Source organism: Pantoea sp. App145 (assembly GCF_047947045.1).
Lineage (GTDB): Bacteria > Pseudomonadota > Gammaproteobacteria > Enterobacterales > Enterobacteriaceae > Pantoea.
Genome location: NZ_CP133290.1, coordinates 122831 through 147208, shown reverse-complemented (window position 1 = coordinate 147208; position 24378 = coordinate 122831). Strand labels below are relative to the sequence as shown.

The 24378-nt window shown below is 55.7% G+C and carries 23 protein-coding genes and 1 tRNA gene; 13 read left to right on the top strand and 11 right to left on the bottom strand.

What is annotated here, in order from left to right:
* Nucleotides 1–183 precede the first annotated feature (183 nt).
* The 3 genes from RCF31_RS00635 to RCF31_RS00625 all read left to right on the top strand — a co-directional run bounded on the left by RCF31_RS00635 (nucleotide 184) and on the right by RCF31_RS00625 (nucleotide 3123).
* Nucleotides 184–822, top strand: a complete 639-nt coding sequence (locus tag RCF31_RS00635; RefSeq protein WP_299449386.1) for a TetR family transcriptional regulator — start codon at nucleotides 184–186, stop codon at nucleotides 820–822.
* A 75-nt stretch (nucleotides 823–897) separates the two neighbouring features.
* A complete protein-coding gene (locus tag RCF31_RS00630; RefSeq protein WP_416412143.1) occupies nucleotides 898–2277 on the top strand; it encodes a D-arabinono-1,4-lactone oxidase in 1380 nt (459 codons plus the stop codon).
* Between the two features lie 18 nt (nucleotides 2278–2295).
* The gene (locus tag RCF31_RS00625; RefSeq protein ID WP_416412142.1) at nucleotides 2296–3123 is read left to right on the top strand and encodes a glycosyltransferase family 8 protein; all 828 of its coding nucleotides are present in this window, start codon (nucleotides 2296–2298) and stop codon (nucleotides 3121–3123) included.
* A 107-nt stretch (nucleotides 3124–3230) separates the two neighbouring features.
* On the opposite strand, the gene RCF31_RS00620 is transcribed toward RCF31_RS00625, so the two are convergent.
* A complete protein-coding gene (locus tag RCF31_RS00620; protein ID WP_416412141.1) occupies nucleotides 3231–4352 on the bottom strand; it encodes a Gfo/Idh/MocA family protein in 1122 nt (373 codons plus the stop codon).
* Nucleotides 4353–4696: 344 nt separating this feature from the next.
* Between RCF31_RS00620 and RCF31_RS00615 the strand changes: the two genes are divergently transcribed.
* Nucleotides 4697–4772, top strand: a tRNA-Asn gene (locus tag RCF31_RS00615).
* A gap of 78 nt (nucleotides 4773–4850) precedes the next feature.
* Here RCF31_RS00615 and RCF31_RS00610 read toward each other — a convergent pair.
* The gene (locus RCF31_RS00610) at nucleotides 4851–5018 is read right to left on the bottom strand and encodes a hypothetical protein (RefSeq protein ID WP_416412140.1); all 168 of its coding nucleotides are present in this window, start codon (nucleotides 5016–5018) and stop codon (nucleotides 4851–4853) included.
* Nucleotides 5019–5172: 154 nt separating this feature from the next.
* On the opposite strand from RCF31_RS00610, the gene RCF31_RS00605 reads away from it, so the two are divergent.
* Entirely contained in the window at nucleotides 5173–5466 is a 294-nt protein-coding gene (locus tag RCF31_RS00605; protein ID WP_416412138.1) for a hypothetical protein, read from the top strand.
* A gap of 58 nt (nucleotides 5467–5524) precedes the next feature.
* Here RCF31_RS00605 and RCF31_RS00600 read toward each other — a convergent pair whose 3' ends face one another.
* Nucleotides 5525–6547: an LLM class flavin-dependent oxidoreductase gene (locus RCF31_RS00600; protein WP_084875917.1), complete on the bottom strand. Its 1023-nt coding sequence runs from the start codon at nucleotides 6545–6547 to the stop codon at nucleotides 5525–5527.
* A gap of 217 nt (nucleotides 6548–6764) precedes the next feature.
* Between RCF31_RS00600 and RCF31_RS00595 the strand changes: the two genes are divergently transcribed.
* Nucleotides 6765–7736, top strand: a complete 972-nt coding sequence (locus tag RCF31_RS00595) for a fatty acid desaturase (RefSeq protein ID WP_416412136.1) — start codon at nucleotides 6765–6767, stop codon at nucleotides 7734–7736.
* Nucleotides 7729–8517, top strand: a complete 789-nt coding sequence (locus RCF31_RS00590) for a phosphate/phosphite/phosphonate ABC transporter substrate-binding protein (RefSeq protein ID WP_416412135.1) — start codon at nucleotides 7729–7731, stop codon at nucleotides 8515–8517. Before RCF31_RS00595 ends, RCF31_RS00590 begins: the two co-directional genes overlap by 8 nt.
* A gap of 2 nt (nucleotides 8518–8519) precedes the next feature.
* On the opposite strand, the gene fusA is transcribed toward RCF31_RS00590, so the two are convergent.
* Nucleotides 8520–10616, bottom strand: coding sequence for an elongation factor G (fusA, locus tag RCF31_RS00585; RefSeq protein ID WP_416412134.1), 2097 nt, complete (start codon nucleotides 10614–10616; stop codon nucleotides 8520–8522).
* 204 nt (nucleotides 10617–10820) lie between these two features.
* Between fusA and RCF31_RS00580 the strand changes: the two genes are divergently transcribed.
* On the top strand, nucleotides 10821–11732 hold the full coding sequence (locus RCF31_RS00580) for a ketopantoate reductase family protein (protein ID WP_416412132.1): 912 nt from the start codon (nucleotides 10821–10823) through the stop codon (nucleotides 11730–11732).
* 78 nt (nucleotides 11733–11810) lie between these two features.
* Here RCF31_RS00580 and RCF31_RS00575 read toward each other — a convergent pair whose 3' ends face one another.
* Entirely contained in the window at nucleotides 11811–12737 is a 927-nt protein-coding gene (locus RCF31_RS00575; protein ID WP_416412131.1) for a LysR family transcriptional regulator, read from the bottom strand.
* Nucleotides 12738–12852: 115 nt separating this feature from the next.
* Between RCF31_RS00575 and RCF31_RS00570 the strand changes: the two genes are divergently transcribed.
* Genes RCF31_RS00570 through RCF31_RS00560 form a run of 3 tightly spaced genes read left to right on the top strand, consistent with a single transcriptional unit; the run spans nucleotide 12853 to nucleotide 15633 of the window.
* A complete protein-coding gene (locus RCF31_RS00570) occupies nucleotides 12853–14292 on the top strand; it encodes an NAD-dependent succinate-semialdehyde dehydrogenase (protein ID WP_416412129.1) in 1440 nt (479 codons plus the stop codon).
* Nucleotides 14293–14302: 10 nt separating this feature from the next.
* A complete protein-coding gene (locus RCF31_RS00565) occupies nucleotides 14303–14635 on the top strand; it encodes a carboxymuconolactone decarboxylase family protein (protein ID WP_299449354.1) in 333 nt (110 codons plus the stop codon).
* 17 nt (nucleotides 14636–14652) lie between these two features.
* Nucleotides 14653–15633: an NAD(P)H-quinone oxidoreductase gene (locus RCF31_RS00560; protein ID WP_416412128.1), complete on the top strand. Its 981-nt coding sequence runs from the start codon at nucleotides 14653–14655 to the stop codon at nucleotides 15631–15633.
* Nucleotides 15634–15636: 3 nt separating this feature from the next.
* Here the strand turns inward: RCF31_RS00560 and RCF31_RS00555 are convergent, their stop codons facing one another.
* Nucleotides 15637–16410, bottom strand: coding sequence for a YdcF family protein (locus tag RCF31_RS00555; protein ID WP_416412126.1), 774 nt, complete (start codon nucleotides 16408–16410; stop codon nucleotides 15637–15639).
* Between the two features lie 99 nt (nucleotides 16411–16509).
* Between RCF31_RS00555 and RCF31_RS00550 the strand changes: the two genes are divergently transcribed.
* A complete protein-coding gene (locus RCF31_RS00550; protein ID WP_416412125.1) occupies nucleotides 16510–17568 on the top strand; it encodes a LacI family DNA-binding transcriptional regulator in 1059 nt (352 codons plus the stop codon).
* Nucleotides 17569–17610: 42 nt separating this feature from the next.
* Here the strand turns inward: RCF31_RS00550 and tmaR are convergent, their stop codons facing one another.
* The 4 genes from tmaR to dacD all read right to left on the bottom strand — a co-directional run bounded on the left by tmaR (nucleotide 17611) and on the right by dacD (nucleotide 21124).
* Nucleotides 17611–17931: a PTS system regulator TmaR gene (tmaR, locus tag RCF31_RS00545; protein ID WP_013509702.1), complete on the bottom strand. Its 321-nt coding sequence runs from the start codon at nucleotides 17929–17931 to the stop codon at nucleotides 17611–17613.
* Between the two features lie 281 nt (nucleotides 17932–18212).
* Nucleotides 18213–19271 carry an FUSC family protein gene (locus RCF31_RS00540; RefSeq protein WP_416412124.1) on the bottom strand — a complete coding sequence of 353 codons (1059 nt, stop codon included), beginning with the start codon at nucleotides 19269–19271 and terminating at the stop codon, nucleotides 18213–18215.
* Nucleotides 19272–19442: 171 nt separating this feature from the next.
* Nucleotides 19443–19904 carry a GyrI-like domain-containing protein gene (locus RCF31_RS00535; protein WP_299449341.1) on the bottom strand — a complete coding sequence of 154 codons (462 nt, stop codon included), beginning with the start codon at nucleotides 19902–19904 and terminating at the stop codon, nucleotides 19443–19445.
* A 53-nt stretch (nucleotides 19905–19957) separates the two neighbouring features.
* Nucleotides 19958–21124: a serine-type D-Ala-D-Ala carboxypeptidase DacD gene (dacD, locus tag RCF31_RS00530; protein ID WP_416412123.1), complete on the bottom strand. Its 1167-nt coding sequence runs from the start codon at nucleotides 21122–21124 to the stop codon at nucleotides 19958–19960.
* Nucleotides 21125–21319: 195 nt separating this feature from the next.
* On the opposite strand from dacD, the gene sbcB reads away from it, so the two are divergent.
* Nucleotides 21320–22741: an exodeoxyribonuclease I gene (sbcB, locus tag RCF31_RS00525; RefSeq protein WP_416412122.1), complete on the top strand. Its 1422-nt coding sequence runs from the start codon at nucleotides 21320–21322 to the stop codon at nucleotides 22739–22741.
* A 51-nt stretch (nucleotides 22742–22792) separates the two neighbouring features.
* Here the strand turns inward: sbcB and RCF31_RS00520 are convergent, their stop codons facing one another.
* Entirely contained in the window at nucleotides 22793–24151 is a 1359-nt protein-coding gene (locus RCF31_RS00520; protein WP_299449336.1) for an APC family permease, read from the bottom strand.
* Nucleotides 24152–24378: the final 227 nt, after the last annotated feature.

Below are 24378 nucleotides of genomic sequence, written 5' to 3'. Positions count from 1 at the left end.
CATCGGCTGAGCACTGCCCGGTTAACGGGCCGGGAATCAGCGCAGTATACGCAGCGCGTTATTATCACTTAATCTCGATTTCAGCATTGTTATTCACAAAATGCATATAAAGCGCACAGCCACTGCGTGATCACGCGTTATGCTGTGCTAACATCCTCTTTTTGTACCTTGTTACTGAGCACTATGTCGGATACCACCAAACGTAAGAATGACCCTGAAGGGCTAAAAAAACGCATCCTCGCTGGCGCACTGAAAACCTTTGCCGAGTTCGGTATGCAGGGTGCACGGCTGGAGCAGATTGCCGAGCACGCTCAGACCACCAAACGTATGGTGGTGTACCACTTTGGTAATAAAGAAAAGCTATATATCGAAGTGCTGGAGCAGGTTTATCAGGCAATTCGTCAGCATGAAACCGGGCTGAATCTGGCGGCGATGGCTCCGGAAGAAGCGATGATCAAACTGGTCGAAGCCAGCTTTGATTACCACGTCTCCCACCCCGATTTTATGCGACTGGTCTGCACCGAAAACCTGTTACGTGGTCGCTACATCACCCAGTCGGAACGGATAAAAGCGCTGAACAAGAGCGCCCTTGATTTGCTCGATGATATTTTGTTGCGCGGGCAACAGCAGGGCATCTTTATCACCGATGTGAATACCATCGATGTGCATCGCCTGATCAGCAGTATCTGCGTACATCATGTCTCGAACCGCTACACCTTTAACGCGCTGTTTAGCCCGGATAAGAGTGAAGAGGAGAGTATCCACCGCAACCGGCAGCTGGCCGTCACCGCCACGCTGCGCTATATCCGTAAAGCCCCTTAGTCTGCGGCTGCGCTGTGATGGTCTACGCTTTAGTGAAATGGGACCGTCACAGACCTCAGACTAAGGAACGCCGTAGTGAAAGATTCCCACCTTTATCCATTACGTCACACCGCCAGCATCGATCATGCCACTGCCCTATGGAACTGGGCGCAAAATGCCGTCGTCGGCCAGCGCAGCCAGTTACTGCGACCACAGAATGAAGCCGAACTGCAGCATATTTTGCGCCATTCGCAGGGCAAAGTGCGCGTACTGGGGAGCCGTCTGTCACCCGGACGAATGCTGCGGGTCGGTGAGCAGGATGTGTTGCTGGATCTCAGCGCGTTACAAGGGGTGATCGCCAGCGATGAGGTCAGCGTCACCTTTGGGGCGGGCACCCGGCTGGAGCAGGTCTATGCCACGCTCACTGCCATGAACCTGATGCTGGCTTCATCTCCGGGCGTGATTGCGGTACAAACACTGGCTGGCGCTATGTCCACCGGTACCCACGGCCAGGGATTGGATCAGAGTTCACTGGCAGACGAAGCGCTCCGGATCCGTATGGTGCTGGCCGATGGCAGCCTGCGGGAATTTACCCGCGACGATGCCGATTTCCCTGCCGCCCAGGTCGCGCTCGGGGCACTGGGCATTGTTACCGCTGTCACGCTGCGTACCCAGCCTTTTCGCCTGTTTACCTGCCACAAGAATGCCGTGTCCGCTGATAATCTTGAACAGGATTTGCTGAACTGGAACCAGCAATACGAATTGAGCAAAGCCTGGTGGTTTGTTGATGACAATCTGATACATGTCTGGAATGCCGAAGAGGCCAGTGAGCAGGACAAGCAACGTTATTACGCCAGTCAGCGTGAAGTGATTGAGCATGGAGAAGAAACCAACAGCAGCCTGAATGACACCATCGATCAAACGCTGGCGCAGATGCATCGGGATACGCAGATCCAGGGCAAAGGCGGCAAACAATTCCGCACGGTCACGCGTTTTCGTGACTTCACCGATATCAGCGGCGATATCTACCAGCTATTTTGTCGCGGCATTGCGGTGCCACAAATTAATGTTGAGATTGGTGTTCCGCTGGACAAGACTCCGCAAATAATCAGCAAAATCAAAGCCTGGTATGCGGCCAATCATCCCCATATGCATTACCCGATCATTCTGCGCTGCACCGGCCCCTCCTCAGCCTGGCTGAGTCCGTCCTGGCAGCAAGCCACCTGTTTTTTCGGCTTTGTGGTGTATTACGCCGATGATGGTTCGTTATCGCAGGATGGGCTGCACTTTCTCACTGAAGTGGAAAAATTGCTGGCAGCCGAGGGGGGACGCCCACACTGGGGCAAATATTACGATGCCCGACGCTATCACTGGCGTGATATTTATCCGCAGTGGGATGCTTTTCGCGCCGTGCGCCAGCAGCTCGATCCGTATCGCCGTTTCAGCAATGACTACGTTACCGCCCTTTTCGATTAAGCCTGACGAGAGGAAAGTATGTTTGCCTGGGTCACTTTATTAACACAACCCGATTACCTGGTCGGAGTGAGAGCTTTGCATCGTTCGCTACAAAAAAGCGCAACCCAATGGCCACTGATTGTGATGGTGACCGATGCCATTGATGTCGCCACGCGTGAAGCGTTGCAGACTGATGGTTGCGTGCTCCATCCCGTGACGCCGCTGACACCCCGTGCCGATTTGGAGCAACACTACGCTTCGGCGCAGTTTGGTGAGGTGTGGAGCAAACTGCGCGCCTGGGAGCTCACCGGCTGTGAACGCGTGGTTTTTCTCGACGCCGATATGCTGGTACTTCGCAATATGGACGAGCTTTTCACCCTTGATCTGGGTGATTACCCCCTCGCCGCCTGCCATGCCTGCCGCTGTAACCCGAATCAGATTGCCAGTTACCCGGCCAGCTGGCAGCCGGAGAATTGTCACTATACCTGGCAGGAGCGCCACCAGCCGCCCCCGCCAGAGCTGGATCGTTATCTCAACGGCGGATTTCTGGTACTGAAGCCCGATATGGCAGTTTTTCAGCAGTTGCAGGATAAAATCGCCGCGATTGACGATCTGCGCCGTTATCCTTTCTCCGAGCAGGATTTACTCAATGAGGTTTTTGCCGGGCGCTGGCTGCCACTGCCCTATATCTACAATGCGCTGAAAACCTTACCTTTTCAGCATCCGCAGATGTGGCAGTCTGAAGAGGTGAAAAACCTGCATTACATTCTGACGAAACCCTGGAAGCGTGATTTGTATCAGCCTGAGATGGAACGCGACCGGTATTATGCACTGGATAAGTTGTGGTGGCAGATGTCAGCAGAGTGACCACAGAACTGCTCAGATCGTAGCGGCGCGATTTATCGCGCAGGTTTTTCCAGCAGCGTGCATGGAATTGCGCGATAAATCGCGCCGCTACGATTAACGTTCCAGGGTTACACCGTCATCCAGCGCCGTTCCACTGCCGACACCGCCACGGCTTCCAGCACCTTCTGCACCTGTAATCCCTCGGCAAAATCAGGCCACATACGATCGCCTGCCGCGATGCCATTAATCAGGTCACGAATTTCCACGGTTTTCTGATCGTTGAAACCAATGCCATGCCCGGCAGAAACGCAGAAGTTGGCATAGTCTGGGTGAGCAGGCCCGGTGAGAATGGTTTTAAAACCCTGGCGACCTGCCGGGTCATCGTGGAGATAAAGTTCCAGCTCCGCCATACGCTCCTGGGTATAACGCAGCGTACCTTTGGTGCCAGTCACCACGTAGGTCAGTCCCATTTTGCTACCGCAGGCGATGCGCGAGGTTTCAAACACCCCATGCGCGCCGTTTTTGAATCGCAGCAACGCACTGGCCTGGTCTTCATTTTCTACTGGCAACAGACGAGTCAGGTCTTTCGGATCGGGGCGCTGTTTGATGACCGTCATCATGTCGCCACTGACTTCGGCAATATCGCCCACCAGATAGTGCGCCATATTGACGATATGCGCTGCAAGGTCACCCAGCGCGCCCAGTCCGGCCAGCGATTTCTGGCAGTGCCAATCCAGTGGCGTTTCCGGCTTCGCCAGATAATCTTCATTGTGGGTGCCATAAAAATGCACCACCTCACCAATTTCCCCCCGGGCAATGATTTCACGCGCCAGCTGGCTGGTCGGATTTTTCATGTAGTTGAAGCCCACCAGGGTTTTGACACCTGCCTGCCGGGCGGCCTGCACCATCTCTTCCGCATCGGCAACCGAGAGAGATAACGGTTTTTCTGAATAAACATGTTTACCATGGCGAATCGCTTCCAGCGCCATCTCCTTATGCAGGAAATTGGGGGCGCAGATATCAACCACATCAATGGCGGGATCGCGCACCAGCTCACGCCAGTCACCGGTGGAACGGGCAAAACCAAAGGTTGCCGCCTGTTTTGCTGCCAGCTCCGGATTGACCTCCGCCAGCATCTCTCGCACGATTTCACCTTTCAGCGCAAAAACCGTGGGTGCCTGTGCATAGGCAATTGCATGGCAACGTCCAATGTAGCCACTGCCAATCATACCGATTCTGACTTTGTTCATAGCGCACATCCTGGGTTCACAGAAGAAGTGATCCGGAATATAAATTTCACCTTGTGCATCTACAATGGTGAAATGAAATATCTGTGATCATGCATGCGATCGGCCTGACAAAAACGACAAAATAGAATGTAATTTTTCATATGGTTAGTGATAAGCATCACAATCTATTGTTCCCATTTAGTATTGTGATGAATTTTACATTTCATTATTTCCCCGGGTCATTTTGTTGATATCTGGTTTCACGCTGGTCAGCCTGATGCTTTATTCAGCAGTCAGAACAATTTATGCAAAAGGGCTTTGACAAGCCGCTGCCTGCTCGTTACTATGCGCCCCGTTCAAACGATTCCTCTGTAGTTCAGTCGGTAGAACGGCGGACTGTTAATCCGTATGTCACTGGTTCGAGTCCAGTCAGAGGAGCCAAATTCGAAGAAGAGCAGCCTGAAAAGGCTGCTTTTTTTTTGCCTGTAGCAACGCCAGCAATATGCCAACGTCAAAACATCAGTTCTGCATGGCCTGCCACTGTATCGCTTCCTCCATTAACCACGTAATAAACGCCGCCTCTTCCTGGCGCTTGTCACTCTCCCTGCGCGTCACCAGCCAGTGGCTTGCGAAAGAAGGCACCGCCTCAAAACTGCGCAGACCGGCAACCGGGGGAAAATCAGCCATACAAACTCCGCCATAGAAGAAAACCTTAGCCTGCCATATTAAGCGTTAGTTTTGCTAACAGAAATCCTTAGAAAGCGTCGCTGGCTGAGCAGCGGCAGCACTGGCAAAAGATACGCAGATTCTTGGTCTGGCGCTGGCTGCCAGCGATAAAGCAGTGCAGTACCATTACGAACGTAGCCTGCGCCCTGAGGAGAAACAACATCAGCCCTGGATTGACCGTGTGACACGGCAGTTACTGGCGGCGTGTAAAGGCTGGGAGTGCTTGCTGGCGGATCGTGATATCAACCCGCAACATCCGGATCAGGTGGCGATCAGCAGCGCAGTGATATGGGGATTTATTCAGTCGATCATTCCGCAGGTGGTACCCGCGGAGGATTACCCGCAGCTGCAACAGGTGGTGCAGCAAATGGAAGAGACAGCGTTGTTTGCACAATTTCCGCCAGAATAAAAAATGGGAGGCACAGGGGCCTCCCTACAGGGTGCGCGATAAATCGCGCCGCTACGGCTTAACGCCAGCCCAGCTCCGGTGCAACGTGGGTCAGAATCGCTTCCATCACATGGGCACAGTAATCCACACCCAGCTGGTTCGGAATGGTCAGCAGCAGGGTATCGGCTTCAGCAATCGCCTCATCCTGCGCCAGCTGTTTGATCAGCTGTTCCGGTTCCGCCGCATAGCTGCGACCGAAGATGGCACGGGTTTTCTCATCGAGGAAACCGACTGAATCCTGTTCCTGACCGCTGCGACCGAAATAAGCACGGTCAATATCGTTGGTCAGCGCAAAAATGCTGCGGCTGACGGAAACGCGTGGCGTATGCTGATGCCCCGCCGCCTGCCAGGCTTCACGGTAAGCACGAATCTGTTTGGCCTGCTGGATGTGGAACGGCTCGCCGGTTTCATCATCTTTCAGCGTAGAACTTTGCAGGTTCATCCCCTGCTGCGCCGCCCAGATGGCCGTCGCATTGGAGCCAGAACCCCACCAGATACGCTCACGTAGCCCTTCTGAGAACGGCTCCAGACGCAGCAGGCCCGGTGGATTCGGGAACATCGGTTGCGGATTAGGTTTGGCAAAACCTTCTCCACGCAACACCTCAAGAAACTCCTCGGTGTGGCGACGGCCCATATCCGCATCGCTTTCGCCTTCCTTCGGGTTATAACCAAAGTAGCGATAACCTTCGACCACCTGCTCCGGCGAACCACGGCTGATACCCAATTGCAGACGACCATTAGAAATCAGGTCCGCTGCACCGGCGTCTTCCGCCATATACATCGGGTTTTCATAACGCATATCAATCACGCCAGTACCAATCTCGATCTTTTTGGTACGCGCCCCCACCGCAGCCAGCAGCGGGAATGGCGAACTCAGCTGACGGGCAAAGTGGTGCACACGGTAATAAGCGCCGTCAGCTCCTAACTCTTCAGCAGCCACGGCCAGATCAATGGATTGCAGCAGTACATCCTGCGCGGAACGGGTGGCGGACTGCGATGATGGGGTCCAGTGACCAAAGGATAAGAAGCCAATCTTTTTCATGGAAATATTCTCCTCGTGGGCGGGTTACGCCCCGGCTAAGTCAAGTCAGTTTCGATGCTGAAAGGTTACGTCAGACCGGTGCGTACTGATAGCCAATAGTTTTCAACCGTATCATCAAGTTTTTCGACATAAGTAAGAAAATTAAGGTCTTTGTCTTTTTTTTGACCTTGCCGCATCGTCTGGCGGAGAGATTACACAGCAGGACGACGCCGCCATCATGACCCAGGGTTCCTCCGCCTATATCAGCGCGCAACAGCGTGAACAGATTTATCAATTGAAGCGCAGCTGGCTGTGGCGCAGTGAGTTGCCAACCTGGCTGCTGATCCTGGTGGTCTATAGCGGCTGGTTTGGCACCTTGTGGTATGGACAACGGCTGGGGCTGTTACCCACCACCCTGCTGCTGATTATCTTCACCACCTGGTATATGTCGTTGCAGCATGAGCTGATCCATGGCCACCCCACTCGCTGGCCACGCCTTAACCAGCTGTTTGGCACCCTGCCGCTGGCGGTGTGGTATCCGTATGGGTTATATCGTGATTCGCATCTGGCACATCATCACAACCATACCCTGACCGATCCACAGGATGACCCTGAAAGCTATTACCTGACACCACAACATTGGGCGCGGCTCCAGCCGTGGCAGCGCCGGATCATTCATCTGCGTAATACCTTCCCCGGGCGTCTGCTGCTCGGGCCACTGCTGGATATTCTGGCCACCCTGCATGCCATGCTGAACGCTTTCCACCAGCGCGATGGGCGCGCTATCACCATGTGGATCATTCACCTTGGCCTGCTGGCTGGGCTGTTTACCTGGCTGGCACAGCAGGGCTTTTCGCCGCTGTGGTTTGTGCTGGCTGTCAGCTACCCGGCGCTGGCACTGACCAAAGTCCGATCCTTTTATGAACATCGGGCTGAAGAGGAACCGCTGGCCCGCTCGGTAAATAACGAAGCTGCACTGCCGTGGCGTTTGCTGTTTCTCAACCTCAACTATCATTCAGTACATCACGATCTGCCTGGCCTGCCGTGGTATGGCCTGCGTCGGGTTTACCTGCTGCACCGGGATGGCTACTTCCAGCGTAACCAGGGTTTCCGTGCGGCAGGTTATGCCGAGTGGCTGCGACGTTTCTGGGCCAGGCCGGTCAATGTTAACGCCCATCCGGGCCGCAAACAGGATGCACAGGATGACTAAACGCTTGTCGTTGCCGATGTACGATATCAATCATGCCGTGACTGCAGCACTGACCGGGGCACTGGCGCAGCTGCTGGCAGCACGTGGCATCACGGCAAACGTGGAGTGGCACAGCGACCTGCTGCCGCACTGGCGCGACAGCAATTTATTGCTAAGCCAGACCTGTGGTTATCCGCTGGTGAAATTGCTGCCGGAGGTGCAACTGGTCGGCGCGTTTCAGTCCGGTGCACCGGGTTGTGAGGGGCTGCGTTATCGCAGCTGGCTGGTGGTCCGCGATGAAGATCAGGCGCTGTCGCTGGCTGACTTTCGTGGTCGCCGCGCGGTGTGCAACAGCGACGATTCGCACTCCGGCTACAACTCGCTGCGTTATGTGGTGGCGCCGCTGGCACAGCAGGGGCGTTTCTTTGCGGAGACTCACTTCAGCGGCAGCCATCGTCAGTCACTGGCCGCACTGCGTCAGGGCCTGGCCGATATCGCCGCCATAGACTGTATCACCTGGGCGCTGGTGCAGCGCAATTTCCCCGGGGAACTGGCCGGGCTGGCGATGATTGGCGAGACGCCACTGTGCGCCGCGTTGCCGCTGATCACCGCGGCACAGACCGGCCCGGATACGCTGGCACAATTACGCGCCGTGCTAACGCAGTTGACGGAGGATGAGAAGTATCGGGAGCTGTGCGCTGCCAGCCTGATTGGCGGTTTCGCCACGCCAGATCGCGCCTTTTATGATGAGGTGTTGCAGTGGGAACAACAGGCCGCCACGCTGGGCGTGACGGCGCTGTAAGTTTAATGACGTGAAGCGATGATCGCATCGGCCACGTTTTTCGGTGCTTCGGCGTAGTGATTAAACTCCATGCTGTAGGTGGCACGCCCCTGCGACATCGAACGCAGCGTGGTGGAGTAACCAAACATCTCCGCCAGCGGCACTTCAGCGCGGATTATGCGTGCGCCAAAACGTTCATCCATCCCCTGCAACGTGCCACGGCGTGAGGAGAGATCCCCCATCACGTTACCGGCGTACTCTTCCGGGGTTTCCACTTCAACCTGCATCACCGGTTCGAGGATCACCGGATCGGCCAGTTTTGCTGCCGCCTTAAAGCCAAAAATTGCCGCCATGCGGAACGCCATTTCCGACGAGTCAACATCATGGTAGGAACCAAATGTCAGGGTGGCTTTAATGTCCACCACCGGATAGCCCGCCAGCACGCCGCTATTGAGCGCTTCGCGAATCCCCTTCTCTACCGAAGGAATAAACTCGCGTGGTACAACCCCGCCTTTAGTGGCATCTTCAAACGCAAAACCGGCTCCCGCCTGCTGCGGTTCCAGCGTCAGAACCACATGACCATACTGGCCTTTACCGCCTGACTGACGCACAAACTTCCCTTCCACATCACGTACCGTTTTGCGGATGGTTTCACGGTAGGTCACCTGCGGTCGGCCAATGTTGGCTTCGACGCCAAACTCACGCTTCATGCGATCAACGATGATCTCCAGATGCAGCTCGCCCATGCCGGAAATAATCGTCTGACCTGACTCTTCATCAGTATGCAGGCGGAATGAGGGATCCTCCGCCGCCAGCCGCTGCAATGCCAGCCCCATTTTTTCCTGGTCGCTCTTGGTTTTCGGCTCGATGGAGAGCGAAATCACCGGTTCCGGGAATTCCATGCGCTCCAGCGTGATCACCGCGTTGGGATCACACAGGGTTTCGCCAGTGGTTACCTCTTTCAGGCCGACGCAGGCAGCGATATCACCCGCCCGAATCTCTTCGATTTCAATACGATCGTTAGCCTGCATCTGTACAATGCGCCCGATACGCTCTTTGCGCCCTTTCACCGCGTTCCACACGCTGTCGCCTTTACGCAACACGCCAGAATAAACGCGGACAAAGGTCAGCTGGCCGACATACGGGTCGCTCATCAGTTTAAAGGCCAGCGCCGAGAAGGGTTCGTCATCGTCGGCATGGCGTTCAGCATGTTCGCCACGCTCATCCACACCGGCAACCGGCGGCACATCCACCGGCGACGGCATCAGCTCGATCACCGCGTCCAGCATGCGTTGCACCCCTTTGTTTTTAAAGGCACTGCCGCACAGCATCGGCTGGATCTCGTTCTGCAAAGTACGCTGACGCAGACCAGCAATCACCTGCTCCTCGCTCAGGTCTCCCTGCTCAAGATACGCATCCATCAGCGCTTCACTGGCTTCCGCCGCAGCGGCAACCATGTTTTCGCGCCACTCCGCCGCCTGGGCCTGCAAATCATCCGGGATGGGTGCGTAACTGAAGGTCATCCCCTGAGTCGCGTCATCCCAGGAAATGGCGCGCATTTTGATCAGATCCACCACGCCGGTAAAGTGTTCCTCGGCACCAATCGGGATCACAATCGGCACCGGATTGGCGTGCAGACGATCCTTCATCATCTGCACCACATGGAAGAAATCCGCCCCCTGCCGGTCCATTTTGTTGACGAAGGCAATACGCGGCACATGATATTTGTTGGCCTGACGCCAGACGGTTTCTGACTGCGGTTGCACGCCGCCAACGGCGTCATACACCATCACCGCCCCATCCAGCACGCGCATAGAACGTTCCACCTCGATAGTAAAATCGACGTGTCCGGGGGTATCGATGATGTTGATACGGTGCGGCGCAAAGCTGCCATCCATACCCGGCCAGTAGCAGCTCACGGCAGCCGAGGTGATGGTGATACCACGCTCCTGCTCCTGCGCCATCCAGTCGGTGGTTGCCGCGCCATCGTGCACTTCACCCAGCTTATGGCTCATCCCGGTGTAAAACAGGATGCGCTCGGTGGTGGTGGTTTTACCGGCATCGATGTGCGCGGAAATGCCGATATTGCGATAACGTTCGATGGGTAGCGGTCGGGGCATGATGCGTCCTTAGTCTGTTTGACGGAAAAAAGCGGGCACCATTGCCCGCTGTTGCTATATAGCGTAGACCTATTGTACGAATGAATACGAACAGTTTGAGCTGTTTTTCACCAACCACAATTACATCAATACGCATTTGACCACTGGCATCCCATGCCGCTGCGTTTTATGGTAGGGGTCTCATTCTCAACGGGAAACACAACCATGCGCATTCTGGTAGTCGGCGCCGGCGCAACCGGCGGGTATTTCGGTGCGCGTCTGGCGCAAGCAGGACGTGATGTGACTTTTCTGGTGCGCGAGCGCCGTTTTCAGCAGTTAAAAAACGGCGGGCTGGTACTGAAAACCCCCACCAGCAGCGAGACCCTGCATCCACAGCTGGTGCAGGCCGGTGCGCTGCACGGCACTTATGATCTGATTATCCTGACGGTGAAAAGCTTTGGTCTGACACAGGCGATTGAAGATATCGCCCCTGCGGTTGGCCCGGAGACGCTGATTATGCCGATCCTGAACGGCATGCGGCATATCGATACGCTACGCAGCCGCTTTGGCGATAAGGTGATTGGCGGTCTGTGCAAAATCAACGCGACTTTGGGTGAAAACGGCGAAGTGGTACAGATGACCCCGCTGCACATCCTGTTTTATGGCGCGCTGGATGGTCACAACGATGCACGTCTGCAACGGGTGAATGAGGCCCTGAGTGGTGCGCAGTTCGACAGCGTTTTTGCCGATAACATCGGCAGCGAACTGTGGGAAAAGTGGCTGCTGCTCAGCACGCTCGGTGCCGTCTGCTGTATCGCTCGTGGCAATACCCAGCAGATCCTCACCTCACAGGGCGGTGAAGCGTTATTGCGGGGAGTTTTCGGCGAAGTGCTGTCCGTCATCAGCGCAGAAGGCTATCAGGAGCGCCCGGCCGTGACGGCGAAGATTTTTGAGACGCTGAATAAGCCGGCGGCAGCGATGACATCATCGATGTATCGCGATCTGACCCAGGGCTATGACATCGAAGCGGACCAAATCATCGGCGATTTGCTGGTGCGTGGCACGCGCAACGGCGTGGTAACGCCGCTGCTGAATGCGGTGTATGTCAATTTGCAGGTGTATCTGAAGAATCGATAGCACATAAGCGTAGCGGCGCGATTTATCGCGCATTTTGCCCGCTGCATCAAGGTCAAAGGCGCGCGTTAAATCGCGCCGCTACGTATCCGTTACTGACCAGATGGCCGGGTTACCGATATAAGCCCGCAATGCATCAAGAAATATCGTCACACGCGCCGGTGGATGCCGCAGCGCGCGCAAAGCATAGATACCGGTGACCGCCTGGGGCTGCGCCGACCACGCAGGAAAGAGCAGTTGCAATTTTCCCGCTTTGATATCTTCCCCCACTACCCAGTCGGGCAGATAAGCAATCCCCATGCCCTCAACCGCCGCCAGCCGCATACCCTCGAAATCATCACAGCCAAACAGCGGCGCAGTGCTACCCGCACGTGTCGGATGCCCCAGCACATCGGCCCAGCCTAGCAAATCAGAACCATGTAATTTGTCGATCAACAGATGCGCCGCCAGCCCGGCCAGTGAATCAGGCGTCCCCTGCTGCGCCAGATAAGCGGGACTGGCACACAGCACACGGGTCTGTGAGGCAATGCGGCTGCCAATCAGGGTGCTGTCGGACATATCTCCAATGCGGATCACCAAATCCAGCCGTTCTGCGACCGGGTCCGCCAGCCTTTCCGTCAAATCCAGTTCCAGTCGCAGTTCAGGATGTTGACGCGACAGTTCACCCATCACCGGCAGGACATAACGTTTACCAAAGGTCGGGTAGCAGGCCACACGCAGGATCCCGGTGACCTCGCCCTTCATCGATGCCAGCTCCTGCTGCACATCCACCAGTGAGTCCAGAATCTGTCTGGCGCGGATCAGCAACGCCTCGCCGGCATCGGTCAGAGTCAGATGGCGGGTAGAGCGCAGAAACAACGGCGTATCAAGATGTGCTTCCAGCGCATCAATCTGGCGGCCAATCGACGATGGCGTGCGGCCACGGCGACGTCCGGCGGCGGAAAAACTACTCTCGCGTGCTACGTCTACGAAGACACCGAGGAACTCGGCAAATTTCTCTGATTGCATCTGTGCATTTCTTGCATAGCTGTTGTGGGGAGAAGCCATCTTATCAGCGAAGCCTCCCCGGCTTAACCTTCTTCTCAACGCAAATCGAAACATCATCAATCTGAGGAAGAAGACCATGCAAACACCAACTTATGATCCACTTTACCTGTTCATCAACGGTACCTGGCTGGCCGCAGACCATCGCGATACTGCGCCGGTCGTCAATCCGGCCAATGGTGCCGTGCTTGGCCGCCTGCCGCTGGCGACCGCCGCCGACCTGGCGCTGGCGCTGGATGTCGCACAGGACAGCTTCAATGTCTGGCGTCATACCGTCCCGGCTGAGCGCGCCCGCATTATGAAACGTGCAGCGGACCTGATGCGTGAACGGGCGGAGCATATCGCCACACAAATGACGCTGGAAGAAGGCAAGCCGCTGACTGAGAGCCGCGATGAAGTCCAGCGCGCCGCTGAATATTTCGAGTGGTTCGCCGAAGAAGCTCGTCGCATCGATGGCCGTGTCGTCCCGGCCAATCGTCCGGGCGTACAACAGCTGGTGAAACGCCAGGCGATAGGTCCGGTTGCCGCCTTCACTCCGTGGAACTTCCCGGCTATCACCCCGGCGCGCAAACTTTCCGCCGCACTGGCCGCAGGATGCAGCGTGATTCTTAAGCCCGGAGAAGAAAGTCCGTCCACCGCGCTGGCCCTCGCCCGCTGCCTCGATGATGCCGGTTTACCGAAAGGGGTCCTGCAAATCGTCTTTGGCGTCCCGGACCAGGTCTCTTCCCAGCTGATTGCATCACCGATCATTCGTAAAGTCGCCTTTACCGGTTCGGTGCCGATTGGTCGTTTGCTGTCCGAACGGGCCGCCGCAGGGGTGAAACCCATTACGCTGGAGCTGGGTGGACATGGTCCGGTGCTGGTGTTTGCCGATGCCGATATCGATGCCGCCGCCACCGGTGGCGCAGCCAACCGCTTCCGCGGTACCGGTCAGATCTGCATCTCCTCAACCCGTTTCCTGATCCAACGCCCGGCCTATGAGCGCTTTGTCGCCACCTTTGTCGCCGCCACGGAGCAGCTGGTAATTGGCGATGGCATGGCCGTCGAAACTCAGGTGGGACCGTTGGCGAATCAACGTCAGCTGGAAAAGATGGAATCACTGGTGGCTGATGCGGTTGCCCAGGGCGCCAAAGTGCTGACCGGTGGTAAACGTATCCCCGGCCCCGGCTATTTCTTCGCCCCTACCGTGCTGGCGGATGTGCCGATGAGCGCCCGCATCATGCATGAAGAACCCTTTGGTCCGATTGCGGTGATGCTCCCCTTTGACACGCTGGAAGATGGCCTGGCCGAAGCCAATCGCCTGCCCTATGCGCTCTCCGCCTATGCATTTACCCGTGATGCACGCACCGCTATCGATGTGGGTGACGGGCTGGAAGCCGGCATGATCGGTATCAACCAGTACCGCATCATCGCCACCGAACTGCCCTTCGGCGGCATGAAAGAAAGCGGCCACGGTTCTGAGGGCGGCAGCGAAGGCATCGGACATTATTTAACCAACAAATTTATCAGCCAGATTTAAGGAGAAAACCATGAAACCGATTGATTTCACCAGCCCGCGTGCGGCCGCCCGTCCCTTTACACCCAAACTGGCGGATTTCGTTGAGCAACCGCTGTATTCAGAAGTCTGGAAGGATGCCGATCTGGCCCCGCGTGACCGCAGTCTGATCACCATCGCCTGTTTGATCGCCCTGAATCATGCCAATGAGCTGCCCGCGCACTTACGTCGCGGTATCGAAAATGGCCTGACGAAAACCGAGTTGAGCGCAGTGATTACCCATCTGGCGTTCTACGCCGGTTTCCCCGCCGCGATTACCGCGTCGGCTTATGCCAACGCCACGTTTGCTGACGACCAGGCTAATTGATATTTAAGGATAACGCGATGAAAGCCATTACTTTTGAACAGTTTGGACCGGCAGAGGTATTAAAACTTTGCGAGGTGCCGGAACCGACACTTCGCCCTCATGACCTGCTGGTCCGTACCCGCGCCGCAGGCGTTAACCGCGCCGACCTCACCCATCGCCGTGGTGGCTATGGTCGGCCCGATTTTGGTGATTCTACCCTAATGGGGCTGGAAATCGCCGGGGATGTGATTGCGGTTGGTGCTGAAGTTACCGGCTTTAGCATCGGTGACCGGGTGATGGGGATTGTCGGCGGGGGTGCTTACGCCGAGGTTGCACGCATTGATTACCGCATGGCGATGCCCATCCCTGACAGCCTCAACTATGTTCAGGCCGCCGCCATCACCGAAGTGTTTGTCACGGCGAATGAAGCGCTGATCCACCTGGGCAAATTACAGGCGGGGGAAACGGTGCTGATCCATGCCGGTGCCGGTGGCGTGGGTGGTGCGGCGGTCCAGCTGGCGCACGCCCTGGGCGCAACGGTCATTACCACAGCCCAGGGCAGCGCCCATCAATTGGTACGCCGTATGGGGGCGGATTATGCCATCGATTATGTGCATGAAGACTTTGCCGAGGTGGTCGCCAGCCTGACGGAGAATCGCGGTGTGGACCTGATCCTCGACTTCATTGGCGCGCCCTACTTCGAACGCAACGTCAATGCACTCAACTTTGGTGGCCGTCTGGTGCAAATTGGTATTATGGGCGGCATCGAAAACGCGAAAATTCCGCTGGATCGGCTGCTGTATCGCCACCTGCAAATTATCGGCACCGTGATGAAATCGCGCAGCCAGGCGGTTAAACACGCCATGTCACAGCGCTTCCGTGAGCGCTGGCTGGCAGAATTTGGTCACGACGGACTGATGCCCATCATTGACAGTGTCTATCCCCTTGCCGAAGCCAGTGCCGCCCATCAGCGCATGGAAGAGGGTCTTAACGTCGGGAAGATTGTATTAACCGCTTAACGATTATTGGCTGATGCGCGACTGCACCCCTGGCAGGCGCATCAGCCGTTGCCAGCCTGCTTCCACCGCTTCCGGCACATCAACATGACCAAAGAATCCTTTGCCACGCGGCCCATAACCGTTCTCATCATCACGCAGCCGCTGCACCTCACCCATCAGCAGCGACAGGAACCGCTCCATGGACCACAGCCCCTGTGGCGGCGCGCCGGTGATACGTAACATCCCTGAATCAATAATCACCTGCGGGATAAACACCGGCCAGCTGATAAATTCCGGCGCATCCGTGCGATCGCGCCATTGCCAGCGAAAGGTTTCCCAGGTACGACGTTGCATCAACGGGTCCTGCACCAGAATCACCCGCTGCGGCAGCCACTGCTCGGCATCCAGCAACTGCTGGCTGAACGCAGCATTTTCTCCGCAGTTGCGTGATTTTTCTTCCAGCAGCAGCTGATCGTCAGGCAATGCCGCAAAGACGCGTGCAATGTCACCCAGCATGGCGGCCTCGCTTTTGCCCCGGGTATCAATCTGTCGATACAGCGGATGCGCGGCCATCATCTGTGCCAGTAACGGCGTGGAATGACCAATCCCGCCACTGATTAATAACGGCAGCTGGTATTTCTTTGCCAGCGCCACCACACCTTCAATATTCGGCAGCACCGCATGCCCGGCCAGAATGGCCAGGTCAGCCTCCAGCGTGCCCTGATGCGGCATATGATCCAGCGCCAGCCACTGCGCCAGTGTGTTGATATCGTGAATGTGTTCCTTATTGAGTTGCATGTTGTTCTCCTCAGGTTATCTCTCGCAGTGTACGCCTTAAGACCACGCCGACAGGGAAAAATTTGCTACACTCGCCGCTATCATCTTCAGGAGAGTTCAATGACTTCGCGCTCCGTAACCCTCGATGACGTCGCTCAACTGGCGGGGGTTTCCTACCAAACCGTTTCCCGCGTGCTTAACCGCTCCGCACAGGTCTCCCCGCGTACCCGGGAAAAAGTTGAAGCCGCGATGCTGCAGCTAAACTATGTACCGAACCGCGTGGCGCAGCAACTGGCCGGTAAAGCCACCCGCACGCTGGGGCTGGCAACCAGTGACCTGGCTCTGATGGCACCGGCGCAGATCGCCTCAGCCATCCAGCAACGTGCCGCAGTACTTGGCTACCATCTGGTGATTGCCATGGCTTCAGGCAGCGCTCAGGACACGGTCAATGAACTGCTGGCGCAGCGGGTTGATGCACTGCTGATCAATCTGCCGCTGGACGCCAGCGCAGCAGAACAGATTCAGCAGCAATGTGGTGATAAACCTGCCCTGTTTCTTGATGTTGAGCGTAGTGCCCGGGTCATGCAATGTCAGTATCGCAGTGAATCTGGCGCACGCCAGGCGGTGGATCATCTGGTAGCGCTCGGCCACCGCCAGATTGGGGTGCTGAACGGTCCGGCAAGTTCAGCCTCTGCGCGCGCACGCTTTCAGGCATGGCAGCAGGCGCTGGCAACCCATAGACTGACAACCTGTTGCGTGCTGGAAGGCGACTGGAGCGCGGCGTCAGGTTATCAGGCATTGCTCAGCCAGTTACCGCATCACCTGCCGCAGGCGCTGCTGGTGGCGAACGATCAGATGGCGCTCGGAGCAATGCGCGCGCTGCATCAGCATGGCGTGCAGATTCCCGCTGAGATAGCCGTTATTGGTTATGATGACACGGTGGAGAGCGCCTGGTACCAGCCCCCACTGACTACGGTGCGTCAGGATTTGCAGCAGCTCGGTGCAATCAGTGTTGATCGGCTGCTGGCGCGCCTGGACGGTGCGAGCCACGACGAGCAGCCACTGGAAACCACGCTGGTGGTGCGGGAAACCACGGCAGCGCCGCAACAGGAAAAGTCAGATCTCGCCGAGGTGGCGCAACAGTTGCAGGTGCTGGCAAGACGGCTGCTGCGCGAATAGTCGCGACGGAAAAACATTCAGGGGCCTTCGGCCCCCGAATACTTATTGCGGCTTGGGTTCACCCATCGCCTTGAGCTTTTTCGACAGCTCACGGCGTTCTTTGGAGAGATCCGCGTTTTTAATGATGTACTCGTCCACGCGGTCTTCATAGTCTACGCGCATGCTGGCGATAATTTCCTGAATCGCCTCAACGCTCATGCCCGGTTTGATGTATTCGCTCAGGTTATCCAGCAGCAACACACGTTTCTGGTTATCACGGATTTTCTTCTCGTTGTCCGTAATTTCGCGCTGTAGTTTGTTTTTACGACGAAACATACGCACAAACTCCAGAACGTCCTGAAATGATTGCTTGGCATTTTCCATGTTGGCACCTTTCTTTGGGCCTGCCTGAGCAGGCGGAATAGTCATATACCCTAAATACTTCGAGGTGCAGGAAGGCGGCAAGAGAATGAAGCCCAGGAGCTTACTGAAGTAAGTGACTGGGGTGAATGAGCGCAGCCAACGCACCTGCAACTTGAAGTATGACGGGTATCTTTAGCTTAGCGGCTTGCCAGCCTCGTAAGCAATTTTCACAGCTAAAATCGGACAGGGACTTATCTTAGCGCAAAGAAAGGGCGATTCACATTAAGTCATTGCCGCGAAAACTATTTACGTAACGCCAGACGTACCAGATCGGTCATTCGCTCCAGCTGGCGCGCCTGTTCAAGGCTCAGCCAGACATAGCCATAAATCGAGGTGGTCTCCAGCTGCTTGCTGCCATTAGCAATCAGTTGCTCCAGTTCCTGCATGATGTTGCCCAGTTCATGGCTGTTGGCCGTGACCTGTTCCGTCTCCCCTTTAACCATCAGCACCGCCAGTGCCTTAAGGGTGTTTTCCGTCATCTGCTGGGTGCGGCGTAACGCGGGTGCATTCAGTAACAGATAATGGCTCTCGCGTGACGCCCACCACGCATCAATTTGCATCTGCATGGTGTTAACCATATTACGGTTTATGGTCTGAATCGCTTCAAACACCGATTTTGGAATGCGCGTCTCTTTGCTGGCGGGTTCCAGTAGCGCGCGCATTTTGATCACGCTGGTGAGCAGTTTTTGAAACGGTTTATTCAGCCGGGGTTTATCCACCAGGTTGGCAGAAAACCCGGTGTGATGAATTTTCGCCATATTGATAAAGGCATCGGAGAGCTGGATACGCCAGTGAATGTAGGCACGCTGCGCCCAGATGGCGGTGAACATCAGTGCCATCAGCGAGCCCAGAATCACATCCCCGCCGCGCCACATCGCCACGGTGAAGTCCCCGGCCGGTGCGCCAACCACCACACTCAGGGTGATGCCTATCAGCAGTGCCATATACGGATGTTTGCCAAGGGTGAGATAACCGCACACCACCATCACCGCAAAACACCAGACCAGCATCACCGGCAGTGAGATCAGTTCCAGCTTCAGGGCGATCAGTCCCGAGACCGCACCCGCAAAGGTGCCAATGATACGCTGGACCACACGAGGAAAGACATTTCCCCAGGTCGAGATCGGCCCCATCACTACCACCAGCGTAATCAGTGGCCAGGTTCCTTCCGGGATCTCTGTCAGACGGACAAACAAAAAGCTCAGGACAAAAGCGATGGCGATACGCACGCCATGCACGGCGCGATAATGACGGTAGAGCCAGAACTCAATGGATGAAATAGGCTTATCAGCGTGTAACATGATGGTCCGGGAACGGGAAATTTTTGCGCGCTATGTTACCCTGGCAAAACAGGATCGCTTAAGCCCTGACGCGCATTTTTACTGACTTTTTGACGACTGCTTACAAAAACCAACATGCGCGCTACATCCATTTTTCCCAATCGAAACATAGATGTAACGACATGCTCTTTTTTAGCAGGGCCGCACCGGAATATACATGTTGAGCAGCCAGTTGCCGCTTTGCGAACCGTCGGAAAGATAATGCTCATAGCAGGGGCGTTCATCGATTTGCCAGTCACTGCGTTGCTGCAACAGCACGAACAACTCATTCCAGGCGGCGAAGAAGTCGTTATTGGTCACTTCCCGGCAGGTATGGAAGTAGTACCCTCCCGCCAGCGTACCGTGCTGAATATTGTCCCCCGCCGCGAGGGCAAAATCCGCAGGAACCGTAAGCACGGTTTCCACTTCTAACTCCTCAGGCGGTAACTGCTGGGGATTTCCATAGTAAATGGCCATCCACTCCCCGGAGAAGCCATGACGCGCCGCCCACACCTTCAGCTGCCCAAAACCCTGCGGCACAGTTTCCTGCCAGGGTCCCTTCAGGCGATAACCGACCCAGCTTTGCGCCGGACGATCAACGACAGATGTTTTCATGATTCACCTCGGTATCAGCAAATGGGGATGCTGATACCGAAGTTAGACCATGCTTACAGTTTTTGCTTCAGGTAATCTTCAATACGCGTCACGATCCCGGCTTTATTTACCGCTGTCAGCGCATAGAGCGGATAGCTCGCCAGCTGCTTATCTTTATCCATCACCTGAATCTCACCCACCTGCTCGTTGGCCTTCAATGGCGCTTCCAGATCTTTGCGGTCGATGACGTATTTCGCTTTCACGTTTTGTACTTCGCCACGCGGTAGCGACAGATAGATGTCCTGGATGGTGCCGACATCCACCTGATGCGGATTACCGTACCAGACGTTTTCGGTGCCAATTTTCTTGCCCGCATGGAACAGCTGAACGGTATCGAAATTATTCTGACCCCAGATCAGCAGTTTACGCGCCTGATCCTCACGTCCTTTAGAGCTTTTACCCCCCATAATCACCGCAATCAGACGATGCTGGCCGATGATATTTGAGGCGATAATGTTAAAACCGGCGGTTTCGGTATGGCCGGTTTTCAGGCCGTCAACATGCAGATTGTTATCCCACAGCAGACCGTTACGGTTGTTCTGGGTGATGCCGTTCCAGGTGAGGGTTTTCTCGCTGTACATGGCATAGAAATCGGGTTCGCCACTGATAATGGCGCGAGAAAGCACCGCCAGGTCGCGGGCGGTAGTGTGCTGACCCGGCGCATCCAGGCCGTGAACGGTTTCGAAGTGGGTATGCGTCAGGCCCAGTTTCTGCACGTAACTGTTCATCATGGTGACGAAGTTTTGCTGGCTGCCCGCAACGTAATCAGCCAGTGCCACACAGGCATCGTTGCCTGAATCGATGATCACCCCACGGCTCAGGTCACGCACCGTCACTTTATCGCCAGGCTTAAGGAACATCAGTGAGGAGCCTTTGAACACCGGGTTGCCGGCAGCCCAGGCATCTTTGCCAACAGTAACCACATCGTCGCGCGTGATTTTGTGCTGATCGATAGCCCGATCCACCACGTAGCCGGTCATCAGTTTGGTGAGACTGGCCGGGTTGCGCTCCTCATCGGGATTTCCGGATGTGAGAATCTGCCCGGTAGTCGCGTCCATCAGGACCCAGGAAGCCGCATCAATCGACGGAGGCGTCAGGGGGAATGGCATGCTGTTGTCAGCCTGCGCCAGCGATGCCCAAAAAATCATTCCAGATACAGTTACCAGCAGACGCCTTTTCAACACTTCTTCCTCAAAAAATGAATTTACCGCCGCACTTTGTACGGCAAATGCCTTTAAGAGGTTTGAATAAATTGAAAAAAAGTATGAACTGAGGACAAATTCTGCGCGCGGACGCGCAGAGCGGTGGAGGAAGGTTGTACTGTGCCAGCCGGACGACTATTCTGTGCGTTGATTTTACATTGCCAGGATAACGCCGTGCCCGCCTCCGAATTCACCTTTTTAGTCCACGATTACGAAACCTTCGGCAAGAGCCCCTCGCTGGATCGACCGGCGCAGTTTGCCGGGTTGCGTACTGATAAAGATTTCAATGCCATAGGTGAACCGCAGGTGTTTTATTGCCAGCCGGCAGATGATTATCTGCCGCAACCTGAAGCCGTGATGATCACCGGCATTACCCCGCAAACGGCGCAGGCACGCGGCGTAACGGAAGCGGCCTTTGCCGAGCGTATCCATGGCCTGTTTACCGAGCCGCAGACCTGCGTGCTGGGATACAACAATGTCCGCTTCGATGACGAAGTCACCCGCAACATTTTCTATCGAAATTTCTTCGATCCTTACGGCTGGAGTTGGCAGAACGGTAACTCGCGCTGGGATTTGCTGGATGTGATGCGCGCCTGCTATGCGTTGCGCCCGGAGGGCATTATCTGGCCGGAAAATGATGACGGCTTCCCCAGCTTTAAACTGGAACATCTGACCAAAGCGAACGGCGTGGCGCACGAGCAGGCGCATGATGCGATGTCGGATGTCTATGCCACGCTGGCAATGGCAAAGCTGGTCAAAGAGAAGCAACCGAAACTGTTTGAGTTCCTGTTTACCCATCGCAATAAACAGAAACTGATGACGCTTATCGACATCCCGCAAATGAAGCCGCTGGTGCATGTTTCAGGGATGTTCGGCGCGGCGCGGGGCAACACCAGCTGGATTGTGCCGCTGGCATGGCACCCGGATAACCGTAACGCGCTGATCGTGGCCGATTTGGCCGGGGACATGACGCCACTGCTTGAGCTGTCTCCTGATGAACTGCGCGAACGCTTGTACACCCGCCATAGCGAACTGGGCGATCGTGCGGCAGTCCCCATCAAACTGGTACATATCAATAAATGCCCGGTGCTGGCCCCGGCCAACACCCTACGCCCGGAAGATGCTGAGCGGCTGAATATCGATCGCCAGGCCTGCCTGGCAAACCTTGCGCTGTTGCGTCAGCATGCGGAAGTGCGGGAAAAAGCAGTGACGTTATTTGCAGAGGCCGAGCCGTTTACCCCATCAGATGATGTGGATGCGCAGTTGTATAACGGTTTCTTCAGTGATGCCGACCGGGCAGCAATGAATATCGTGCGTCAGACACCGGCACAGAATCTGCCCGCGCTGGATTTAACCTTTGATGATAAGCGCATTGCAAAGCTTTTGTTCCGCTACCGGGCGCGCAACTTTCCGGGCACGCTGGATGATGCCGAGCAGCAGCGCTGGTTACAGCATCGCCGCGAAGCGCTGAACGCCGAGCGTGTGCAGGCATTCCTGCTGGAGCTGGAGTCACTGGCGAGTTTGCATGAAGGAAATAACGAAAAGCTGGGATTGCTAAAATCGCTGTATTTATATGCGCAGGAACTGGTTTCGTAATTACATTCAGAACATAACGTAGTGGTGCGCGTTACCGCGCACCACTTTGATTTATACTTCTTCGCTGTACTGCGGCACCGGGTTACGGAAGGTGCGGGTCACAAACGCCAGGTAGATAATCCCTACCGCTGCCCACACCAGACCTAACACCATCGAGGTCTCTTCCAGGTTAATCCACAGCGCGCCGACGGTCATCGCACCGAGTACCGGCAACACCAGATAGTGGAAGTGATCTTTCAGCGTTTTGTTACGCTTTTCACGGATCCAGAACTGCGCAATCACCGACAGGTTAACAAAGGTAAACGCTACCAGCGCACCGAAGTTAATCAGTGCCGTTGCGGTCACCAGGTCGAAGTTAATCGCCAGCAATGCAATCGCGCCCACCAGCAGCACGTTCAGTGACGGGGTACGCCATTTCGGGTGTACATAGCCAAAGAAACGCTCCGGGAACACACCATCACGCCCCATCACATACATCAGACGGGAAACGCCCGCGTGTGCCGCCATGCCAGATGCCAGCACCGTGACCACCGAGAAGATCAGGATGCCAACCTGCAGCGCTTTACCTGCCACAAACAGCATAATTTCCGGCTGAGAGGAATCCGGATTCTGGAAACGCGAGATATCCGGGAAGTACAGTTGCAGGAAGTAAGACACCGCAATAAAGATCACGCCACCGATCAGCGCGGTAAGGAAAATCGCGCGCGGAATGGTGCGTTCAGCGTCTTTGGTCTCTTCCGACAGCGAACTGATGCCATCAAAGCCAAGGAATGAGAAACACAAGATAGTCGCACCGGTGATCATCGGCACCACATGGGCGTCAGATGACCAGAACGGTTTCGAGCTGGTCAGCGTACCTGCACCTACACCGTGCGCCACACCGTAGATCACCATCGCGGTAATCCCGATCATCACCAGAACCTGCAACACCACAATCAGGCTGTTGAAGTTAGCAACGGTTTTGATACCACGCAGGTTGGAGAGCGTCATAAAGCCCACCAGCAACACCACGAAAATCCACGACGGAATGCCCGGCACCAGCGTTTCAAAATAGCTTTTTGCCAGCAGGATGTTGATCATCGGCATGAACAGATAGTCCAGCAGTGATGACCAGCCCACCATAAAGCCAACATGTGGGCTGATGGCCTTCTGTGCATAGGTATAAGCGGAGCCCGCAGATGGGAAGCGGCGTACCAGCTTACCGTAGCTAATAGCAGTGAACAGAATGGCAATCAGCGCGAACGCATACGCTGTGGCGACGTGGCCGTCAGTCAGACCTGAAACAATGCCAAAGGTATCAAACAGGGTCATGGGCTGCATATATGCCAGGCCCATCATGACCACCGGGATCAAGGTCAGGGATTTTTTCAGATGTGCACGCTGTGGTGCGCTAGAGGTATTAAGCGACATTGTTCAGGCCCCCTACAGCAACAACCGGACTGGGTTGTACCACAGGGAAACTGCGCAAATTGCGACAGGAGGTGGGTTGATAAGCATTTGTGCTTACCGCAGCGCCGTAGTCATCACGAAAGCGAGAACCAGCCTGCGCTGGTGCAGTTGTAAACAGCCCCATCTTTGTATCCTCAAAATCTCACGCGCAACGCGTGTTTCAGTGTCTATCTATCCGGATGCGTGTC

Bases quoted from the DNA above. Each gene is read 5' to 3' on its own strand.
- RCF31_RS00635 (WP_299449386.1), top strand. From the start codon at position 184: ATGTCGGATACCACCAAACGTAAGAATGACCCTGAAGGGCTAAAAAAA.
- RCF31_RS00625 (WP_416412142.1), top strand. From the start codon at position 2,296: ATGTTTGCCTGGGTCACTTTATTAACACAACCCGATTACCTGGTCGGA.
- RCF31_RS00620 (WP_416412141.1), bottom strand. From the start codon at position 4,352: ATGAACAAAGTCAGAATCGGTATGATTGGCAGTGGCTACATTGGACGT.
- RCF31_RS00610 (WP_416412140.1), bottom strand. From the start codon at position 5,018: ATGGCTGATTTTCCCCCGGTTGCCGGTCTGCGCAGTTTTGAGGCGGTG.
- RCF31_RS00600 (WP_084875917.1), bottom strand. From the start codon at position 6,547: ATGAAAAAGATTGGCTTCTTATCCTTTGGTCACTGGACCCCATCATCG.
- RCF31_RS00595 (WP_416412136.1), top strand. From the start codon at position 6,765: ATGACCCAGGGTTCCTCCGCCTATATCAGCGCGCAACAGCGTGAACAG.
- RCF31_RS00590 (WP_416412135.1), top strand. From the start codon at position 7,729: ATGACTAAACGCTTGTCGTTGCCGATGTACGATATCAATCATGCCGTG.
- fusA (WP_416412134.1), bottom strand. From the start codon at position 10,616: ATGCCCCGACCGCTACCCATCGAACGTTATCGCAATATCGGCATTTCC.
- RCF31_RS00580 (WP_416412132.1), top strand. From the start codon at position 10,821: ATGCGCATTCTGGTAGTCGGCGCCGGCGCAACCGGCGGGTATTTCGGT.
- RCF31_RS00575 (WP_416412131.1), bottom strand. From the start codon at position 12,737: ATGCAATCAGAGAAATTTGCCGAGTTCCTCGGTGTCTTCGTAGACGTA.
- RCF31_RS00570 (WP_416412129.1), top strand. From the start codon at position 12,853: ATGCAAACACCAACTTATGATCCACTTTACCTGTTCATCAACGGTACC.
- RCF31_RS00565 (WP_299449354.1), top strand. From the start codon at position 14,303: ATGAAACCGATTGATTTCACCAGCCCGCGTGCGGCCGCCCGTCCCTTT.
- RCF31_RS00560 (WP_416412128.1), top strand. From the start codon at position 14,653: ATGAAAGCCATTACTTTTGAACAGTTTGGACCGGCAGAGGTATTAAAA.
- RCF31_RS00555 (WP_416412126.1), bottom strand. From the start codon at position 16,410: ATGCAACTCAATAAGGAACACATTCACGATATCAACACACTGGCGCAG.
- RCF31_RS00550 (WP_416412125.1), top strand. From the start codon at position 16,510: ATGACTTCGCGCTCCGTAACCCTCGATGACGTCGCTCAACTGGCGGGG.
- tmaR (WP_013509702.1), bottom strand. From the start codon at position 17,931: ATGGAAAATGCCAAGCAATCATTTCAGGACGTTCTGGAGTTTGTGCGT.
- RCF31_RS00540 (WP_416412124.1), bottom strand. From the start codon at position 19,271: ATGTTACACGCTGATAAGCCTATTTCATCCATTGAGTTCTGGCTCTAC.
- RCF31_RS00535 (WP_299449341.1), bottom strand. From the start codon at position 19,904: ATGAAAACATCTGTCGTTGATCGTCCGGCGCAAAGCTGGGTCGGTTAT.
- RCF31_RS00520 (WP_299449336.1), bottom strand. From the start codon at position 24,151: ATGTCGCTTAATACCTCTAGCGCACCACAGCGTGCACATCTGAAAAAA.